The organism is Cedecea davisae DSM 4568, assembly GCF_000412335.2.
GTDB lineage: Bacteria > Pseudomonadota > Gammaproteobacteria > Enterobacterales > Enterobacteriaceae > Cedecea > Cedecea davisae.
Map to the genome: position 1 here is coordinate 2,659,205 of NZ_KE161030.1, position 15,706 is coordinate 2,674,910.

Below are 15,706 nucleotides of genomic sequence, written 5' to 3' on the forward strand. Positions count from 1 at the left end.
GTTTCGACATGGAGTTAATATGGTAAGCGCGCTTTACGCGGTGCTGGCTGCTTTGCTTTTAATAAAGTTTTCGTTCGACGTCGTTCGCCTGCGCACGCTATACCGCGTCTCTTACGGTGACGGAGGTTTCAGCGAACTCCAGAGCGTGATTCGTATTCACGGCAACGCCGTAGAGTATATTCCCATCGCCCTGCTGCTGCTTTTGCTCATGGAAATGGACGGCGCTGAAACATGGATGGTGCACCTTTGCGGCATCATGCTGCTGGCGGGACGCCTGCTGCACGCTTATGGATATCACCACCGCCTGATTCGCTGGCGTCGCTCCGGCATGGGCGCGACCTGGTGTTCGCTGCTGCTGATGGTGCTGGCCAACTTATGGTATATGCCGTGGGAGTTGGTTTTCTCGCTCCATTAACGCAAAATACGCCCCTTTCGAATTTCCGGATTTAACGTTATGTCTGACCGCGATACGCTGTTTTCCGCCCCGATTGCCAAACTGGGCGACTGGACCTTTGATGAGCGGGTAGCCGAAGTGTTCCCCGATATGATCCAGCGCTCGGTGCCAGGTTACTCCAATATCATTTCTATGATAGGCATGCTGGCAGAGCGCTTTGTGCAGCCGCATAGCCAGGTTTATGACCTCGGCTGCTCGCTGGGGGCGGCAACATTATCCGTGCGTCGCAATATCCATCACGATAGCTGCAAAATTATCGCCGTAGATAACTCCCCGGCGATGGTTGAACGCTGCCGTCGCCATCTGGACGCTTTTAAAGCCCAGACTCCGGTCGACGTCATTGAAGGCGATATTCGCAATATTGCTATCGAAAACGCCTCGATGGTGGTGCTTAACTTTACGCTGCAATTCCTCGAGCCTGACGACCGCCAGCTGCTGCTGAATAAAATCTGGCAGGGCCTGAAGCCGGGAGGCGCGCTGGTGCTGTCGGAAAAATTCAGTTTTGAAGACGCGGAAGTAGGCGAGCTGCTGTTTAACATGCACCACGACTTTAAACGTGCCAACGGCTACAGCGAGCTGGAAATCAGCCAGAAGCGCAGCATGCTGGAAAACGTTATGCTCACCGACTCGGTGGAAACCCATAAAAAACGACTTAAACAAGCGGGCTTTGAACACGCCGAACTTTGGTTCCAGTGCTTTAACTTTGGCTCTCTGGTCGCCGTCAAATCCGGAGAAGCAGCATGATTGATTTTGGTAATTTTTATCAGCTTATCGCCAAAAACCATCTGGCACCGTGGCTGGAAACGCTGCCGGCTCAGATAGCCAGCTGGCAGCGCGAGTCCCTGCACGGCCAGTTCAAGCACTGGTACAACACGGTTAACTACCTGCCGGAAATGACCCCGCACCGTCTTGACCTGCTGCATAGCGTGACCGCCGAAGCGGCTGCGCCCCTGAGCGAAGGGCAAAAACTCGGCATTGAAAAACTGCTGCGTAACCTGATGCCGTGGCGTAAAGGCCCGTATTCCCTGTACGGCGTGGATATCGACACGGAATGGCGCTCTGACCTGAAATGGGATCGCGTGCTGCCGCACATCTCCCCGCTGGCGGGCAGAACCATTCTCGACGTAGGCTGCGGCAGCGGCTATCACCTGTGGCGCATGATAGGCGCGGGCGCACACCTGGCAGTCGGTATCGATCCTATGCAGTTGTTTATCTGCCAGTTTGAAGCGGTGCGTAAGCTGTTGGGTAACGATCAGCGCGCCCACGTTCTGCCGCTCGGCATTGAGCAGCTTCCCGAGCTGAACGCTTTTGATACCGTGTTTTCCATGGGCGTGCTTTATCACCGCCGTTCCCCGCTGGATCACCTCTGGCAGTTGAAAAACCAGCTGGTCAAAGAGGGGGAACTGGTGCTGGAAACCTTAGTGGTTGAAGGCGATGAGAATACCGTGCTGGTGCCGGGCGAGCGTTATGCCCAGATGCGTAACGTTTATTATATTCCGTCCGCTCTGGCGCTGAAAAACTGGCTTGAGAAATGCGGTTTTGTTGACGTGAAAATTGTTGACCACAGCCTTACGACCCAGGAAGAGCAGCGCCGTACCTCGTGGATGATAACCGAGTCATTGGGCGACTTCCTCGACCCGAACGACAGCGGTAAAACTATCGAAGGCTACCCTGCCCCACTGCGCGCCGTGCTGGTGGCGCGTAAGCCATAACAGGCTAATAAAAAAACCGGCGCTTAACGCCGGTTTTTTATCTTCTCTAAAGTTTAGCGGTAAACCTGAGCCGTTCCGCTCCACAGGCTGGAGTCACCCGGCGTCCCCAACCCTACGATTTGAATTTTACTTCCGCCAATTTTCTGCGCTTTTTCTCTCAGCTGGTTGATGGCGTCGTCGGTGCTTCCCGGCACGCCGCTGACTGAAACCACGCCGATGCGATCCTGGTTTACGGAACCGCTATTGATGAGTTCAGGCAACGGCGCGGCAAAAGCGGCGGAGGCGAAAACGGAAGACAGAGCCAGAATCACAGTTGCTGTTAATTTTTTCATTTTTAAATCCCTCTAACGTTGATAGTTGTCGGAGAGGATTATTCACAATTGAGCGTTTTGGAACGTAAGTTGCTGGAAAACGAAGTTAAACAATGTGTGGAGAAAGTGATGGAAAGGTTACATAACGCTTCACCCGTTACAAAATAAAAAAAGCCCCGCGCAATCCGCCGGGGCCTGGTACGAGCAAGCATCATATTGGGCGACATGATGCGCGGTAGAAACCTTCTGCTCAGCGCGGCTCGTTTGCCGCCAGAGCGTTTTTCATTGCCGCTACTACATCTGCATCCACGCAGTAGCGATTAAACTCATCGGCCTCGGCGTCGGCGCTCATAGAAACGCCCGCTTTACGGTAACGCATCGGGGATGGAACCGAGCGCCCTGCCGAGCTGTGAAGCTCTTCAACCCCGTTTTCAACGAACTTGTTCAGGTTGCTGAGACGCACGCCAGCACCGGCCATGATAATTGGAGCACGGGAATGCTGTTTTAGTTCCCGAAGAAGCGAGATTCCCGTTTCGGCAGTTTGCTGCTGCCCGGAAGTCAGTATTCTTGCCACGCCCAAATCGGCCAGCTGCTCCAGCGCCAGCAGCGGGTGATGACACATATCGAAAGCACGATGGAAAGTGACCGCCATTCCCGCCGCGGCCTGCATAACCTGCTCCATGCGCGGTAAATCTATATTGCCGTCTTCATCCAGCATACCAATCACCAGCCCCGGAAAGCCCAGGTCGCGCACAAAGGCGATGTCTTCCAGCATGGTGGCAAATTCGCCGTCGGTATAACAAAAGTCCCCGCCGCGCGGGCGAATAATTGGGTGCACGGGAATCGAAACTTTCCGCCTCACCTCGCGCAGTAGACCAGCAGAAGGCGTAAGGCCTCCCTCTTTGGGCGCCGAGCAGAGTTCAATTCTGTCCGCTCCGGCCTGTTCTGCAGTCACCGCACAATCTATTCCATAACAACATATTTCAAGCAAAGCCATTGATTACTCCTTAAAATCCTGCAGCCTGCCGGTTGTGTACCTGACCAGGAATGATAATCTGAAAACAGGTTCACAAAAAGGTAGCGTACTATGGCATTCAATTTTGATGAATGGATCGACAGGCGTCACAGCGACAGTTCGAAATGGAATAAATTTTCTGAGAATGTGCTGCCTATGTGGGTCGCAGATATGGATTTTCGCTCGCCCCCTTGTATCCTTGAAGCGCTCCGCACGCGGGTTGAGCACGGCGTGTTTGGCTACGGCGGTCGCCCGCATGAACTTGCCGAAGTTGTGACCCAAAGAGTTGCAAGTCTCTACCAATGGCAGGTCAAACCGGAATGGCTGGTTTTCCTGCCGGGCGTGGTAACCGGCCTCAATTTATGCGTTCGCGCTTTCACCTCAGCAGCCGAATCAACAATTGCCCCCACGCCGATCTACCCGCCGTTTCGTCACTCTTCCGCTTACGCTCAACGCCGGCAGCTTAATGCCCCGCTCAGGCTGAAAGAAAAACGCTGGATTGTCGACTTTGATGCATCAGAAGCCAGCATGACGGGCGGCGAGAAATTACTGATGCTTTGCAACCCGCAAAATCCCGGCGGCACGGTTTACCGGCGCGAAGAGCTGAAACAGCATCTGGCTTTTGCCCAGCGGCACGATCTGGTCGTTTGCTCAGATGAAATCCACTGCGATTTATTGCTGGAGCCCGGCGTACAGCATATTCCGTTTGCTACCTTAAGCGAGGATGCGGCGCAGCGCTCCATCACGCTGATTTCGCCATCTAAGACGTTCAATATTGCCGGGCTTGGCGCATCGGTTGCGGTGATTCCCAACGCCGAGCTGCGCCGCAGATTCAGGGCAGAGAGAGCAGGAATGGTGCCGGAAGTTGATGTTCTGGCGCTGACGGCAGCCGCAGCCGCGTGGCAAGACGGCGAAGCGTGGTTGCGGGAGTTGCGGGCTTATCTGAGAGCGAACCGCGACAAGCTGGCCGCCGCCATCAGCGCCATGCCGGGCTTGATAATGCACGCGCCCGAAGCGACCTACCTGGGCTGGGTAGATGCCAGCGGGCTTGCCGTAGATAACCCGGCGCAATTCTTCCTGGACGCCGGGCTGGGCTTTTCTCCCGGCGCTGACTTTGGCGAGCCGCAGTTTGTGCGCATCAACTTCGGCTGTACGTCCGCCCTGCTTGATGAGGCTATCGAGCGCATTCAAAAGGCGACAGCAAACCGCTAGTCGGCCTGCTCGCTGGCCACGATCTGCTCGATGCTCCACGGATGGAATTTGATGGTCACTTTGCCGTCGGTGACCGCAAGTGTTGGGTTCGGCAGCCGCTCGCGCTCGCCTTTTGGCGAACTGGTTTTGACCGAGATCCCCGTTTCACGCAGCCCGGCGTCGGACAGCAAATCCAGCGCCCGCGCGTTAAGCGTTGCAGGCTCGCCCGGCAGCACAATCTCAATATGCTCCCAGCCTTCATGCGGGTAGCGTTTTTCACCCGGCCACGGCAGCTCAACCACCGTAAAGCGCCAGTGCTCCACGCACACCGGCTGGTCTAATTTGTACAGGCAGATTGGCCTGCCGTTAATGATATTCTCACTCAGCAGCGTGCCGCATTTTTCCAGGCCAGCGCGCCAGCGTTCGGCGGTCGCGTTCTGGTGGCAGCGCAAAGAAATGTGATCGGCCTCAAGGGGTGCGATCTCCAGCCCGAGTCGGGTGGCAAGTTCTGTTAACGCTTTCGTAAAGCGCGGCAGATCTGCCGAAATATCATGCAGTTCATCAACCGCCTGCCAGTTTGCCATGCTGCATTCCTCATCTTTAGAAAGCGCGTAATCTACCGCGTTCCCGGCCGCTAACCAACACCCCAAAAGCGCCGGGAATGCGTGAATGGTTATTCACTGTACCGTCGATAATAATTGCAAAGGCGGCAGGCAAGGCTTTTGCTGACGTCGGGCGGCAAATAACGTTATACTCTCGCCCTGTTTCTTTCCCCATTTAGAGGCGGCCCAGTGCGCGGCGGCCCAGTACAAATTGTAAGGTATCCCGGTGAATATTCAGTCTCTTCTCTCAGAAAAAGTCAGTCAGGCACTGATTGCTGCAGGCGCGCCAGCGGACTGCGAGCCGCAGGTTCGTCAGTCGGCAAAAGTTCAGTTCGGCGACTATCAGGCCAACGGTGTGATGTCCGTCGCTAAAACCCTGGGCATGCCGCCACGACAAGTTGCAGAGAAGGTCATCGCTAACCTCGACCTGACCGGCATTGCCAGCAAAGTTGAGATTGCAGGCCCGGGCTTTATCAACATCTTCCTTGAGCCGGAATTCCTGGCGAAAAGCGTTGACGAAGCGGTTGCTTCCGAGCGCGTTGGCGTTGCTGTGGCTAAGCCACAGACCATCGTCGTGGACTATTCCGCACCGAACGTTGCCAAAGAGATGCACGTCGGCCACATCCGCTCCACCATTATCGGTGACGCAGCGGTGCGTACCCTGGAATTCCTCGGCCATAAAGTTATTCGCGCTAACCACGTCGGCGACTGGGGCACCCAGTTCGGCATGCTGATTGCGTTCCTCGAGAAACAGCAGCAGGAAAACGCAGGCGAAATGGCCCTGGCGGACCTTGAAGAGTTTTACCGTGCCGCCAAGAAGCACTACGACGAAGACGAAGCTTTTGCCGAACGCGCCCGCGCCTACGTGGTAAAACTCCAGGGCGGCGACGAATACTGCCGCGAGATGTGGCGCAAGCTGGTCGATATCACCATGACCCAGAACCAGCAAACCTATAACCGCCTTAACGTTACCCTGACCCGCGACGACGTGATGGGTGAAAGCCTGTACAACCCGATGCTGCCGGGCATTGTTGCCGACCTCAAAGCCAAAGGGCTGGCGGTAGAAAGCGAAGGCGCAACCGTGGTGTTCCTTGACGAGTTCAAGAACAAAGACGGCGACCCGATGGGCGTTATCATCCAGAAGAAAGATGGCGGCTACCTTTACACCACCACCGATATCGCCTGTGCAAAATACCGCTACGAAACCCTGCACGCCGACCGCGTGCTGTATTTCATCGACTCCCGCCAGCACCAGCACCTGATGCAGGCCTGGACCATCGTGCGTAAAGCAGGTTACGTTCCTGAGTCGGTCACGCTGGAACACCAGATGTTCGGCATGATGCTGGGCAAAGACGGCAAGCCGTTCAAAACCCGCTCAGGCGGTACGGTAAAACTGACCGACCTGCTTGATGAAGCGATGGAACGCGCCCGCAGCCTGGTCGCGGAGAAAAACCCGGACATGCCTGCCGACGAGCTGGAAAACCTGGCGAAAGCGGTTGGCATCGGCGCGGTCAAATACGCCGACCTCTCCAAGAGCCGCACCACCGACTACATCTTTGACTGGGACAACATGCTGGCGTTTGAAGGCAATACCGCGCCATATATGCAGTACGCCTATACCCGCGTGCTCTCCGTGTTCCGCAAAGCGGATATCGAAGAGGCCGAGTTGCTGAAAGCCAAAGTGGTGCTTGCCGAAGCGCGCGAAGCGCAGCTGGCTGCACGCCTGTTGCAGTTCGAAGAGACGCTGAACGTGGTCGCACGCGACGGTACGCCGCATGTTATGTGCGCCTATCTTTACGACGTAGCTGGCCTGTTCTCCGGCTTCTACGAGCACTGCCCGATCCTCAGCGCTGCCGACGAAGCAACCCGCAACAGCCGCCTGAAGCTGGCGCTGCTGACGGCGAAAACCCTGAAACTGGGTCTGGATACCCTGGGTATCGAAACCGTAGAACGTATGTAATCGACCGGCCTGCACTCTGCGGGCCTGGATAAAAAAAGCCCGGTCATTTTGGACCGGGCTTTTTTGTTTTAACGCGTGTAGTTAACGATGACCTGATTACTGCGAACCCGCAGCGGCGGATACATAGAACCGCCTCCCGGCACCTCCCAGACAAAGCGCAGAGGCTCATTGGCATCGGTATTGGTCAGCCCGCGGGTCGTGCCGCTCTGCCCGTCAATAGAAGTACAGTTCGTTTGCGAGCACAGTTTTACCGTCAGTCCGGCGGGCGTCGGGCCATCCAGTACGTAGGTCCAGGCAATCAGCGACATTCTGCCGCTGACCGGCTGCGGCGGAGCCAGCGGCTGCGAAGAGGCGGCCACGCCGCGATGATCCAGCGTTACCCCAACTCCGCTACCCTGCCAGGCACCGTCGCCCAGCGCCAGCGCGCCGAAGGGAATGAACATCATTAAAAATAAAGCGCGCATTATTTCGCTCCAATCGTTGAAGTCATGCGGATATTGCGGTTGTCGGACAGCTCAAGGCTCGACAGCACAACAAGCTGCGGCAGCGTGCGGCGCAGGAAGCGGGCAAGCAGCGGACGCAGCGCGTGGTTCACCAGCAGCACAGGCGGCGCGCCCATCATCTCCTGGCGCTGTAAAGCTTCCTGAGACTGCTCAAGCAGGCGGTCAGCAAGGCCCGGCTCCAGCCCGCCGCCGCCCTGCAAGGCCTGCAACAGGAGGCGCTCAAGGGAAGCATCGAGGCCAATAACCTGCACTTCGCCGGTGCCCGGGAACCATTGCTGGGTAATAGCGCGGCCCAGCGCCACGCGCACCACGGCGGTCAATTCATGCGGATCGTTTTGGATCGGCGCATGCTCGGCCAGCGTTTCAAGAATGGTGCGCATATCGCGGATCGGCACCTTCTCTTCCAGCAGATTTTGCAGCACCTTATGCAGCGTGGTTAAGGTCACCACCGCAGGAATAAGATCTTCGGTAAGCTTCGGCATTTCCTGCGTCACGCGGTCCAGCAACTGCTGCGCTTCCTGGCGGCCAAACAGCTCGGGAGCAAATTGCCCAATCAGGTGATTAAGGTGCGTTGCCACCACGGTACTGGCTTCCACCACGGTGAAGCCCTGGATCTGCGCCTGCTCTTTCAGCGCGCTTTCAATCCAGATAGCCGCGAGACCAAAGGCCGGATCGATGGTTGCCTCACCCGGCAATGTGCCCGCTGCGGTGCCGGGGTTAATCGCCAGCCAGCGGCCAGGGTAAGCGTCACCGCTGCCAATTTCAACGCCCTTCATCAGGATGCGATAACGCGCCGGAGGCAGGTCCATATTGTCGCGAATGTGTACCACAGGCGGCAGGAAGCCCATCTCCTGAGCGAATTTTTTACGAATACTGCGGATGCGGCCCAGCAATTCACCGTCCTGCTGGAAATCCACCATCGGGATCAGGCGGTAGCCCACTTCCATACCCAGCGGATCTTCGAGCTGAACGTCATTCCATGTTGCCTCAACCGCCTGAGTATTTTCAGGTAATTTCACCGGCTGAGGCGCGGCTGGCGCTTCCATCTGGCGGCCACGCATCCACCAGGCAAGTCCCAGCAGCGCTGCGGTAAACAGCAGGAAGACAAAGTTTGGCATTCCCGGCACCATGCCGAGCAGGCCGAGTACGCCAGCCGAAAGCAGCATAACGCGCGGGTTGTTGAACAGCTGGGTGACCATCTGCTCGCCAACGTCCTGGTCGGTGGCTACGCGGGTAACGATAACGCCCGCGGCGGTTGAGATAACCAGCGCGGGGATCTGGGCAACCAGGCCGTCGCCGATGGTCAACAGCGTATAGCTCTGCGCCGCCGCTCCCATCGCCATATCGTGCTGGATAACGCCGACCATCAGGCCGCCCACCACGTTGATAACCATAATAATGAGACCGGCAACGGCGTCGCCGCGCACGAATTTACTCGCACCGTCCATCGAGCCGTAGAAGTCGGCTTCCTGAGTCACTTCCGAACGGCGTTTTTTAGCTTCCTCTTCGCCAATAATCCCGGCATTCAGGTCGGCGTCGATAGCCATCTGCTTGCCCGGCATCCCGTCCAGCACAAAACGCGCGCCCACTTCGGCGATACGTCCGGCACCCTTGGTAATAACCATAAAGTTGATGATAACCAGGATGATAAACACCACGATCCCGATGGCAAAGTTCCCGCCAACCAGGAAGTGGCCAAACGCTTCAACCACCTTCCCCGCCGCCGCCGCGCCGGTGTGGCCGTCAAGCAGGATAATACGGGTGGAGGCGACGTTCAGCGCCAGGCGCAGCAAGGTGGTGAACAGCAAAATGGTAGGAAACGCGGCGAAGTCCAGCGTGCGCTGGGTGAACATCGCCACCAGCAGCACCATTATCGACAGCGCAATGTTAAAGGTGAACAGCAGATCGAGGACAAACGGCGGCAGCGGCAGCACCATCATCGACAGAATCAGCAGGATCAGTACCGGCCCGGCAAGGATCTGCCATTGCCCAGATTTCATGTTGCCCGGCAGGCGCAACATCGCAGCCAGATTAGCCATCGGAGTCCTTCTCGTTTGCAAAGTCCAGCGCCTCAGGCACCGGCAGATTTTCAGGTTTCTTCGGAATTAAACCGCCCGCCACGCGCCAGCGCCTGAGCTGCCAGACCCAGGCCAGCACTTCCGCCACGGCAGAGTAAAGCTGGCCGGGGATCTGCTGGCCAATTTCGGCGTGGCGGTAAAGCGCACGGGCCAGAGGAGGCGCTTCCAGAGTCGGAATGCGGTTTTCATTACCAATTTCTCTAATGCGCAGCGCTATCAGTCCGGCTCCTTTGGCCAGCACCTTCGGCGCGCTCATTTTGTTTTCGTCGTACTGCAAGGCCACCGCATAGTGGGTCGGGTTGGTGACGATAACGTCGGCCTTCGGCACGTCCGCCATCATGCGGCGACGCGCAATCGCTCGCTGCTGCTGACGAATACGCCCTTTAATATGCGGGTCGCCTTCGTTCTGCTTATATTCGTCACGAATATCCTGACGGGTCATACGCAGCTTTTTAATATGGCTGTAGATCTGGAAGAAGACGTCAAACCCGACCATCGGGATCAGCCCCAGAATCACCAGCAGGGCGCACAGCGCGACCATGTTCAGCGCATTAGCAAGCGCCGTCACCGGGGACTCGCTCATCAAACGCATCATCGCCGGCCAGTTATGCCACAAATACCAGGCGGCCACGCAGCCCACCAAAATGGCTTTCAGCAGCGCCTTGAGCAGCTCGGCTGCGGTCTGCATCGAGAACATGCGCTTTAGCCCGGCAATCGGGTTCAGCTTGCCGAGATTGAATTTGATTGATTTACCGCTGAAATTCACGCCGCCGAGCAGCATCGGCGCGGCAATCGCCACAATCACCAGCCCGGAAATCAGCGGCAGCAACGCCATCACCGCCAGTTTTATCAGGTGGCTAATCTGGTTCACTATCAGGCTGGGATCGTTAATGATTTTATGATCAAAGTGCAGGCCGTCGGACAGCATCGCGCCCAGCATGCGCCCCAGCGACGCGCCGCCCATCCAGATAATGCACAAGCCCACCAGCAACATCAGCAGTGAGGTCAATTCTCGGGAACGCGGGATCTGCCCCTCTTCACGCGCCTTTTCTAGTCGGTGGGCCGTGGGGGCTTCTGTTTTTTCCTGATCGCTATCTTCAGACACCGCAACAGTCTCGTGGCCGCAATTTCAAGGACAGCATGCCAGAGCACGGTTGGGCTAATAGAGGAATTACAAACGTTTTTGTACGTTTATTTTGACGTTAAGAAACCGCCTCCCCCGCGCACGCGGGAAAGGCGGTGGTGTCGATTAGAAGCCTAAGCTGTCCAGTAAATCATCGACCTGGTCCTGGCTTGCCACCACGCCTGCGGCGCTGGCGTCAAGCTGAGGACCGTTAAGCAGGCCTTCGTTCACGCGTTTGGCGCGCGCGTCCGGCTCCGGCATGTTCTCCAGCAGCACCATCAATAGCTGGCGTTCAATCTCCTGGATAACATCCATCATGCGCTTAATAACCTGACCGGTAAGGTCCTGGAAATCCTGCGCCATCATGATTTCCAGCAGTTGGGCGTTGGTGAAGCTGGTGTGTCCCGGCACCTCCGACAGATAGCTGCGGGTATCGGTTACCAGCTCACGGGCATCTTTCAGCTCGATTGGGTTTTCAAACCATGCATCCCAGCGGCCGCTCAGCGCCTTTGCTTCACTCTCCATCTGGTTCTGGTGAGGCTGAGACAGCTCCACGCAGTTCAGGGCGCGCTCTGCGGCCTGGGCGGTCATTTGCACCACATAGTCCAGACGGTCACGGGCATCAGGGATAGCTTCTGCTGCTTCGGCAATCGCCTGATCCAGGCCCAATTCACGCAGGCTGTCGCGCAGCATACGAGTCAGACTGCCGATACGAGCGATAATATCGGTCGGTGAATGCTCGTGTATCTCTGTTGCCGGGTTTGTTGATGAGTGCATTTGCGCCTCCTTACATGCCGAGCTTTTCGAAAATTTTGCCCAGTTTCTCTTCCAGGGTTGCCGCGGTAAATGGCTTAACTACGTAACCACTCGCCCCGGCCTGTGCTGCCGCAATGATGTTCTCTTTCTTGGCTTCCGCCGTGACCATCAGAACCGGCAGAGCTGACATCGCCCCGTCGGCGCGGATGGTTTTCAGCAGTTCCAGGCCGTCCATGTTCGGCATGTTCCAGTCAGAAATAACAAACCCGAAGCCGCCAGCCTGGAGTTTGTTCAGCGCATCTACGCCGTCTTCGGCTTCTTCAACGTTGTTAAAACCCAGCTCTTTAAGCAGGTTACGCACGATGCGGCGCATAGTTGAAAAGTCGTCTACGACCAGAAACTTAAGTTCTTTGTCCGCCATAAAATCCGGGCTCCTTCAGTTAAATACGTATTGCCTGTCCGGCACTAATTTTCGCCAGCATTTGCTGGCTAACCTGGCTTAAATCGACCACTTCGCTGACGCCACCGGAATTGATGGCCTCACGCGGCATGCCGAACACCACACAACTTGCTTCGTTTTGGGCGATGGTCCACGCCCCTGCCTGGTGCATCGCCAGCATCCCGGCGGCACCGTCATTACCCATCCCGGTGAGGATAACGCCGACGGCATTACGCCCCGCGTACTTCGCCACCGAATGGAACAGCACATCCACTGCCGGGCGGTGCCGGTTCACTGGTGGGCCGTCATGTAATTTGATTTGATAGTTCGCACCGCTTCGCGACAGCTCCATATGCTTATCACCCGGCGCAATGTAGGCATGCCCCGGCAGCACTCGTTCGCCGTCTTCTGCCTCTTTCACGCTAATCTGACACAGCTTATTCAGGCGCTCGGCGAATGAGCGCGTAAAGCCGGGCGGCATATGCTGGGTTATCAGCAGCGCCGGGCTGGAAAGCGGCAGCGGCTGTAGCACATGGCGAATCGCCTCGGTGCCGCCGGTGGAGGCCCCAATGGCAATCAGCTTCTCAGAGCTCAGCAACGGCCCCGCTTTCAGGGTAGCCGGGGCAGCCGCTGGCGCACGCGCAGCCAGTTTTGCTCTCGCCGCCGTACGCACCTTCTCGGCTATCATTTCGCTGTAGGCCAGCATGCCTTCGCGGATGCCCAACTGCGGCTTGGTGACGAAATCAATGGCGCCCAGTTCCAGCGCGCGCAGCGTCACCTCCGACCCTTTTCCGGTCAGCGAGGAAACCATCACTACCGGCATCGGCCGCAGGCGCATCAGTTTTTCGAGGAAGTCGAGGCCGTCCATGCGCGGCATTTCGACATCCAACGTTAATACGTCCGGATTGAACTTCTTAATCAGATCGCGGGCCACCAGAGGATCCGGCGCGGTCGCCACCATTTCCATATCGCTATGACTGTTGATAATTTCCGTCATTATCTGCCGCATTAGCGCAGAGTCATCGACCGATAAGACACGTATTTTCGTCATGTTCTTTCCTTACTCAGCCCGTAAACCGTCTGGCCACGCAGCCAGAAGTCGCGGCTGAGGTTACTGAAGTTCTCCGAATGCCCGGCAAACAGTAATCCTCCGGGTTTCAGCAGCGGGACGAAGCGCTGCAAAATGGCCTGCTGCGTGGGTTTGTCGAAATAAATCATCACATTTCGACAAAAGATCGCGTCAAACGGCCCCGGCACCGGCGCCTGCTTATCCAGCAGGTTGATCGGCGCAAAATCAATATGGTTTGCCAGTTCGCTGCGCACCCGCACCAGCCCGTCGTGCGGCCCGGTTCCGCGCATGAAATAGCGCTGCATCTGTACCGGGGAAAGCGTTTTAAGCTCCTCCTGGCGGTAGACTCCGCTCCGGGCTTTTTCCAGCACCTGAGTGTCGATGTCGCTGGCAAACACCTTCCAGCGTCCGGCGCCCGAGCCTAAAACATCCGCCAGGGTAATGGCGATGGAGTATGGCTCCTCCCCGGTGGATGCCGCCGCGCTCCAGACTTTGTATTCGCCGGAGTGCTTGCGTGCGTGCTCCGCCAGAATCGGGAAATGGTGCCCTTCCCGGAAAAAAGCGGTCAGGTTAGTGGTCAGCGAGTTGATAAACGCCTGCCACTCGGCGCTGCTGGAGTTAGCCTCCAGCATGCCTAAATAACGTCCAAAATCATCCAGCCCCAGCAGACGCAGGCGGCGTACCAGACGGTTATAAACCATGTCCCGTTTATGGTCGGCCAGCACAATTCCCGCGCGCTGATAGATTAACTGGCATATCCGACGAAAATGCGTGTCGGATAGCGGCAGACGCTGTGTCATCTGTAACATTAATGACTGTTGCCCAAGGGGCGTTGGTGATGTCATAGCGCCTTCTTAATTACGATCACGATGTAACCAGCACTCCGGAAGGAACAAATTCACCGCTGGAATGCGGCGGTTCGCTGCCGTTTAACTTAAACACGGCGACCACTCCGGAGAGATATTCGGCCTGACTTGCCAGCGCATCGGTGGCACCGGCGGCTTCTTCCACCAGCGCGGCGTTTTGCTGAGTCACCTGATCCATCTGGCTGACGGCCTGGGCGACCTGCTCGATTCCGCGACGCTGCTCGTCAGAAGCGGAGGCAATCTCACCCATAATGTCGTTAACCTGGGTTACCGAGCGAACAATCTCGGCCATGGTCGTGGCGGCGGTATCTACCAGCCTGGAACCCTGCTGTACCCGGTCAACGGACTCTTCAATTAATACTTTTATCTCTTTTGCCGCCTGCGCGCTGCGGCTGGCAAGATTGCGAACCTCGCCCGCTACCACCGCAAAACCTCGCCCCTGCTCACCGGCACGGGCAGCTTCCACCGCCGCGTTAAGCGCCAGGATATTGGTCTGGAAGGCAATGCCGTCGATAACGCTGGTGATATCGCTAATTTTTTGCGAGCTACCGGCGATATCACGCATGGTATTGGCAACATTTGCAGCCTGCTGCCCGCCCTGCTTAGCGGTATCTGCCGCGCTGCGTGAGAGCTGTGCCGCCTGGCGCGCGTTATCCGCGTTCTGGCCCACGGTTGCGGTCAACTGCTCCATGCTGGCAGCGGTTTCGGCCAGCGAGGCCGCCTGCTGCTCGGTACGGGCGGAGAGGTCGTTATTCCCTGCGGCAATCTCCTCAATACCGGAGTGCATGGCGCTGGTACCGCCGCGAACCTGGCTTACCGTCTCTTTTAATGAGGACTGCATATTTTTCAGGCTGGCAAAGATTTCAGAGATCTCGTTGCGGCCATAGACCGCAATCGGCTTCGCCAGATCCCCCGCGGCAATGCTCTCAAAGTGGCTGCGTACAATCGCCAGCGGCTGAACAATCATCTTGCGGGACCAGGCCAGGGAGCCAAGCATCAGCACCACGGCAATAATCGTGACCGTAAAGAAAATGACCGCCGAGATATGGTAATTTTTCTGGCTGTCGCCGCTGGCGGTAGCCACAATCTGATTAATACTCTGCTGCCAGGCGTTGAAGTTAGCGTCAAAAACGTCCTGCGATTTCTGCACCGGGGCGCTCATAAAGTCGGAGAGCTGGTTGTTTTCGAGCCAGGTCGCCTGATGCTGTAAATCGTCACGGAAAGCGCTATAGCTCTGCTTCGTGGAGGCCATCATCTGCTCGCCCTCGCCGCTTTTATGCGGGGTCTCGAGGAACTGATTAAACAGCAGATCCGCCTGGGTCAGGCTGCCGCGGGCATTAGCCATCAGGCGCTTGATATCTTCCGCCGGATAGCTCAGAGCCGTAAGCGTTCCGGCGCGGTTTAAAGCATTGCTGGCGGCCAGCAGCGCCGCGCGGCTTTGGGTTAACGTATCGCGCTGCTGATTACTGACCTCGACCATTTTAAGGTTCTGAAAATCATCACGAAAAGCCCAGAAAGACAAACCATTACTGCCAATCTGCAGCACGCCGCAGATAATCACAATCAGGAAAAGAGTGGTCGAGACTCGGATACGGTTTAACATCAAAGCTTCCCTCTACCGGCCAGC

General features: G+C 57.0%; 16 protein-coding genes. 5 read left to right on the top strand and 11 right to left on the bottom strand.

The annotated features are described in order from the left end of the window. Positions 1 to 19 precede the first annotated feature (19 nt). From HMPREF0201_RS12085 to cmoB, 3 genes are read left to right on the top strand one after another with little or no spacing between them, the layout of a single operon-like run. On the top strand, positions 20 to 415 hold the full coding sequence (locus HMPREF0201_RS12085) for an MAPEG family protein (RefSeq protein WP_016536960.1): 396 nt from the start codon (positions 20 to 22) through the stop codon (positions 413 to 415). Between the two features lie 39 nt (positions 416 to 454). After that, entirely contained in the window at positions 455 to 1,198 is a 744-nt protein-coding gene (cmoA, locus tag HMPREF0201_RS12090) for a carboxy-S-adenosyl-L-methionine synthase CmoA (protein WP_016536961.1), read from the top strand. After that, the gene (gene cmoB, locus HMPREF0201_RS12095; RefSeq protein ID WP_016536962.1) at positions 1,195 to 2,166 is read left to right on the top strand and encodes a tRNA 5-methoxyuridine(34)/uridine 5-oxyacetic acid(34) synthase CmoB; all 972 of its coding nucleotides are present in this window, start codon (positions 1,195 to 1,197) and stop codon (positions 2,164 to 2,166) included. The genes cmoA and cmoB overlap by 4 nt, the downstream gene beginning before the upstream one ends. A gap of 53 nt (positions 2,167 to 2,219) precedes the next feature. Here the strand turns inward: cmoB and HMPREF0201_RS12100 are convergent, their stop codons facing one another. Both HMPREF0201_RS12100 and cutC read right to left on the bottom strand, forming a co-directional pair. Continuing rightward, positions 2,220 to 2,498: a YdgH/BhsA/McbA family protein gene (locus HMPREF0201_RS12100; RefSeq protein WP_016536963.1), complete on the bottom strand. Its 279-nt coding sequence runs from the start codon at positions 2,496 to 2,498 to the stop codon at positions 2,220 to 2,222. Positions 2,499 to 2,727: 229 nt separating this feature from the next. Beyond that, on the bottom strand, positions 2,728 to 3,474 hold the full coding sequence (gene cutC, locus HMPREF0201_RS12105; protein WP_016536965.1) for a copper homeostasis protein CutC: 747 nt from the start codon (positions 3,472 to 3,474) through the stop codon (positions 2,728 to 2,730). Positions 3,475 to 3,564: 90 nt separating this feature from the next. Here cutC and HMPREF0201_RS12110 point away from each other — a divergent pair, with 90 nt between their 5' ends. Beyond that, positions 3,565 to 4,704 (top strand): MalY/PatB family protein, encoded by a 1,140-nt coding sequence (locus HMPREF0201_RS12110; RefSeq protein ID WP_016536966.1) that lies wholly within the window; start codon positions 3,565 to 3,567, stop codon positions 4,702 to 4,704. Here the strand turns inward: HMPREF0201_RS12110 and HMPREF0201_RS12115 are convergent. After that, positions 4,701 to 5,267: a VOC family protein gene (locus HMPREF0201_RS12115; RefSeq protein WP_016536967.1), complete on the bottom strand. Its 567-nt coding sequence runs from the start codon at positions 5,265 to 5,267 to the stop codon at positions 4,701 to 4,703. The genes HMPREF0201_RS12110 and HMPREF0201_RS12115 overlap by 4 nt on opposite strands. A gap of 244 nt (positions 5,268 to 5,511) precedes the next feature. Here HMPREF0201_RS12115 and argS point away from each other — a divergent pair, with 244 nt between their 5' ends. Then, the gene (gene argS, locus HMPREF0201_RS12120; RefSeq protein WP_016536969.1) at positions 5,512 to 7,245 is read left to right on the top strand and encodes an arginine--tRNA ligase; all 1,734 of its coding nucleotides are present in this window, start codon (positions 5,512 to 5,514) and stop codon (positions 7,243 to 7,245) included. 68 nt (positions 7,246 to 7,313) lie between these two features. Here argS and flhE read toward each other — a convergent pair whose 3' ends face one another. The 8 genes from flhE to HMPREF0201_RS12160 all read right to left on the bottom strand — a co-directional run bounded on the left by flhE (position 7,314) and on the right by HMPREF0201_RS12160 (position 15,682). Further along, a complete protein-coding gene (flhE, locus tag HMPREF0201_RS12125) occupies positions 7,314 to 7,709 on the bottom strand; it encodes a flagellar protein FlhE (protein ID WP_016536970.1) in 396 nt (131 codons plus the stop codon). After that, positions 7,709 to 9,787 (bottom strand): flagellar biosynthesis protein FlhA, encoded by a 2,079-nt coding sequence (flhA, locus tag HMPREF0201_RS12130; protein ID WP_016536971.1) that lies wholly within the window; start codon positions 9,785 to 9,787, stop codon positions 7,709 to 7,711. Before flhA ends, flhE begins: the two co-directional genes overlap by 1 nt. Then, on the bottom strand, positions 9,780 to 10,931 hold the full coding sequence (gene flhB, locus HMPREF0201_RS12135) for a flagellar biosynthesis protein FlhB (protein WP_016536972.1): 1,152 nt from the start codon (positions 10,929 to 10,931) through the stop codon (positions 9,780 to 9,782). Before flhB ends, flhA begins: the two co-directional genes overlap by 8 nt. A 144-nt stretch (positions 10,932 to 11,075) precedes the next feature. Next, complete coding sequence (gene cheZ / locus HMPREF0201_RS12140) at positions 11,076 to 11,726, bottom strand: protein phosphatase CheZ (RefSeq protein ID WP_055696364.1); 651 nt, start codon at positions 11,724 to 11,726, stop codon at positions 11,076 to 11,078. A 10-nt stretch (positions 11,727 to 11,736) separates the two neighbouring features. Next, positions 11,737 to 12,126, bottom strand: a complete 390-nt coding sequence (gene cheY / locus HMPREF0201_RS12145; RefSeq protein WP_016536974.1) for a chemotaxis response regulator CheY — start codon at positions 12,124 to 12,126, stop codon at positions 11,737 to 11,739. Between the two features lie 19 nt (positions 12,127 to 12,145). Then, positions 12,146 to 13,195 carry a protein-glutamate methylesterase/protein glutamine deamidase gene (gene cheB / locus HMPREF0201_RS12150; RefSeq protein ID WP_016536975.1) on the bottom strand — a complete coding sequence of 350 codons (1,050 nt, stop codon included), beginning with the start codon at positions 13,193 to 13,195 and terminating at the stop codon, positions 12,146 to 12,148. Further along, entirely contained in the window at positions 13,192 to 14,058 is an 867-nt protein-coding gene (cheR, locus tag HMPREF0201_RS12155; RefSeq protein WP_039898348.1) for a protein-glutamate O-methyltransferase CheR, read from the bottom strand. The genes cheB and cheR overlap by 4 nt, the downstream gene beginning before the upstream one ends. A gap of 19 nt (positions 14,059 to 14,077) precedes the next feature. Next, complete coding sequence (locus HMPREF0201_RS12160; protein ID WP_016536977.1) at positions 14,078 to 15,682, bottom strand: methyl-accepting chemotaxis protein; 1,605 nt, start codon at positions 15,680 to 15,682, stop codon at positions 14,078 to 14,080. Positions 15,683 to 15,706 lie beyond the last annotated feature (24 nt).

Bases quoted from the DNA above. Each gene is read 5' to 3' on its own strand.
- HMPREF0201_RS12110 (WP_016536966.1), top strand. From the start codon at position 3,565: ATGGCATTCAATTTTGATGAATGGATCGACAGGCGTCACAGCGACAGT.
- flhE (WP_016536970.1), bottom strand. From the start codon at position 7,709: ATGCGCGCTTTATTTTTAATGATGTTCATTCCCTTCGGCGCGCTGGCG.
- cutC (WP_016536965.1), bottom strand. From the start codon at position 3,474: ATGGCTTTGCTTGAAATATGTTGTTATGGAATAGATTGTGCGGTGACT.
- HMPREF0201_RS12100 (WP_016536963.1), bottom strand. From the start codon at position 2,498: ATGAAAAAATTAACAGCAACTGTGATTCTGGCTCTGTCTTCCGTTTTC.
- HMPREF0201_RS12160 (WP_016536977.1), bottom strand. From the start codon at position 15,682: ATGTTAAACCGTATCCGAGTCTCGACCACTCTTTTCCTGATTGTGATT.
- HMPREF0201_RS12115 (WP_016536967.1), bottom strand. From the start codon at position 5,267: ATGGCAAACTGGCAGGCGGTTGATGAACTGCATGATATTTCGGCAGAT.
- cheB (WP_016536975.1), bottom strand. From the start codon at position 13,195: ATGACGAAAATACGTGTCTTATCGGTCGATGACTCTGCGCTAATGCGG.
- cmoB (WP_016536962.1), top strand. From the start codon at position 1,195: ATGATTGATTTTGGTAATTTTTATCAGCTTATCGCCAAAAACCATCTG.
- cheZ (WP_055696364.1), bottom strand. From the start codon at position 11,726: ATGCACTCATCAACAAACCCGGCAACAGAGATACACGAGCATTCACCG.
- cheY (WP_016536974.1), bottom strand. From the start codon at position 12,126: ATGGCGGACAAAGAACTTAAGTTTCTGGTCGTAGACGACTTTTCAACT.
- cheR (WP_039898348.1), bottom strand. From the start codon at position 14,058: ATGACATCACCAACGCCCCTTGGGCAACAGTCATTAATGTTACAGATG.
- flhA (WP_016536971.1), bottom strand. From the start codon at position 9,787: ATGGCTAATCTGGCTGCGATGTTGCGCCTGCCGGGCAACATGAAATCT.
- cmoA (WP_016536961.1), top strand. From the start codon at position 455: ATGTCTGACCGCGATACGCTGTTTTCCGCCCCGATTGCCAAACTGGGC.
- HMPREF0201_RS12085 (WP_016536960.1), top strand. From the start codon at position 20: ATGGTAAGCGCGCTTTACGCGGTGCTGGCTGCTTTGCTTTTAATAAAG.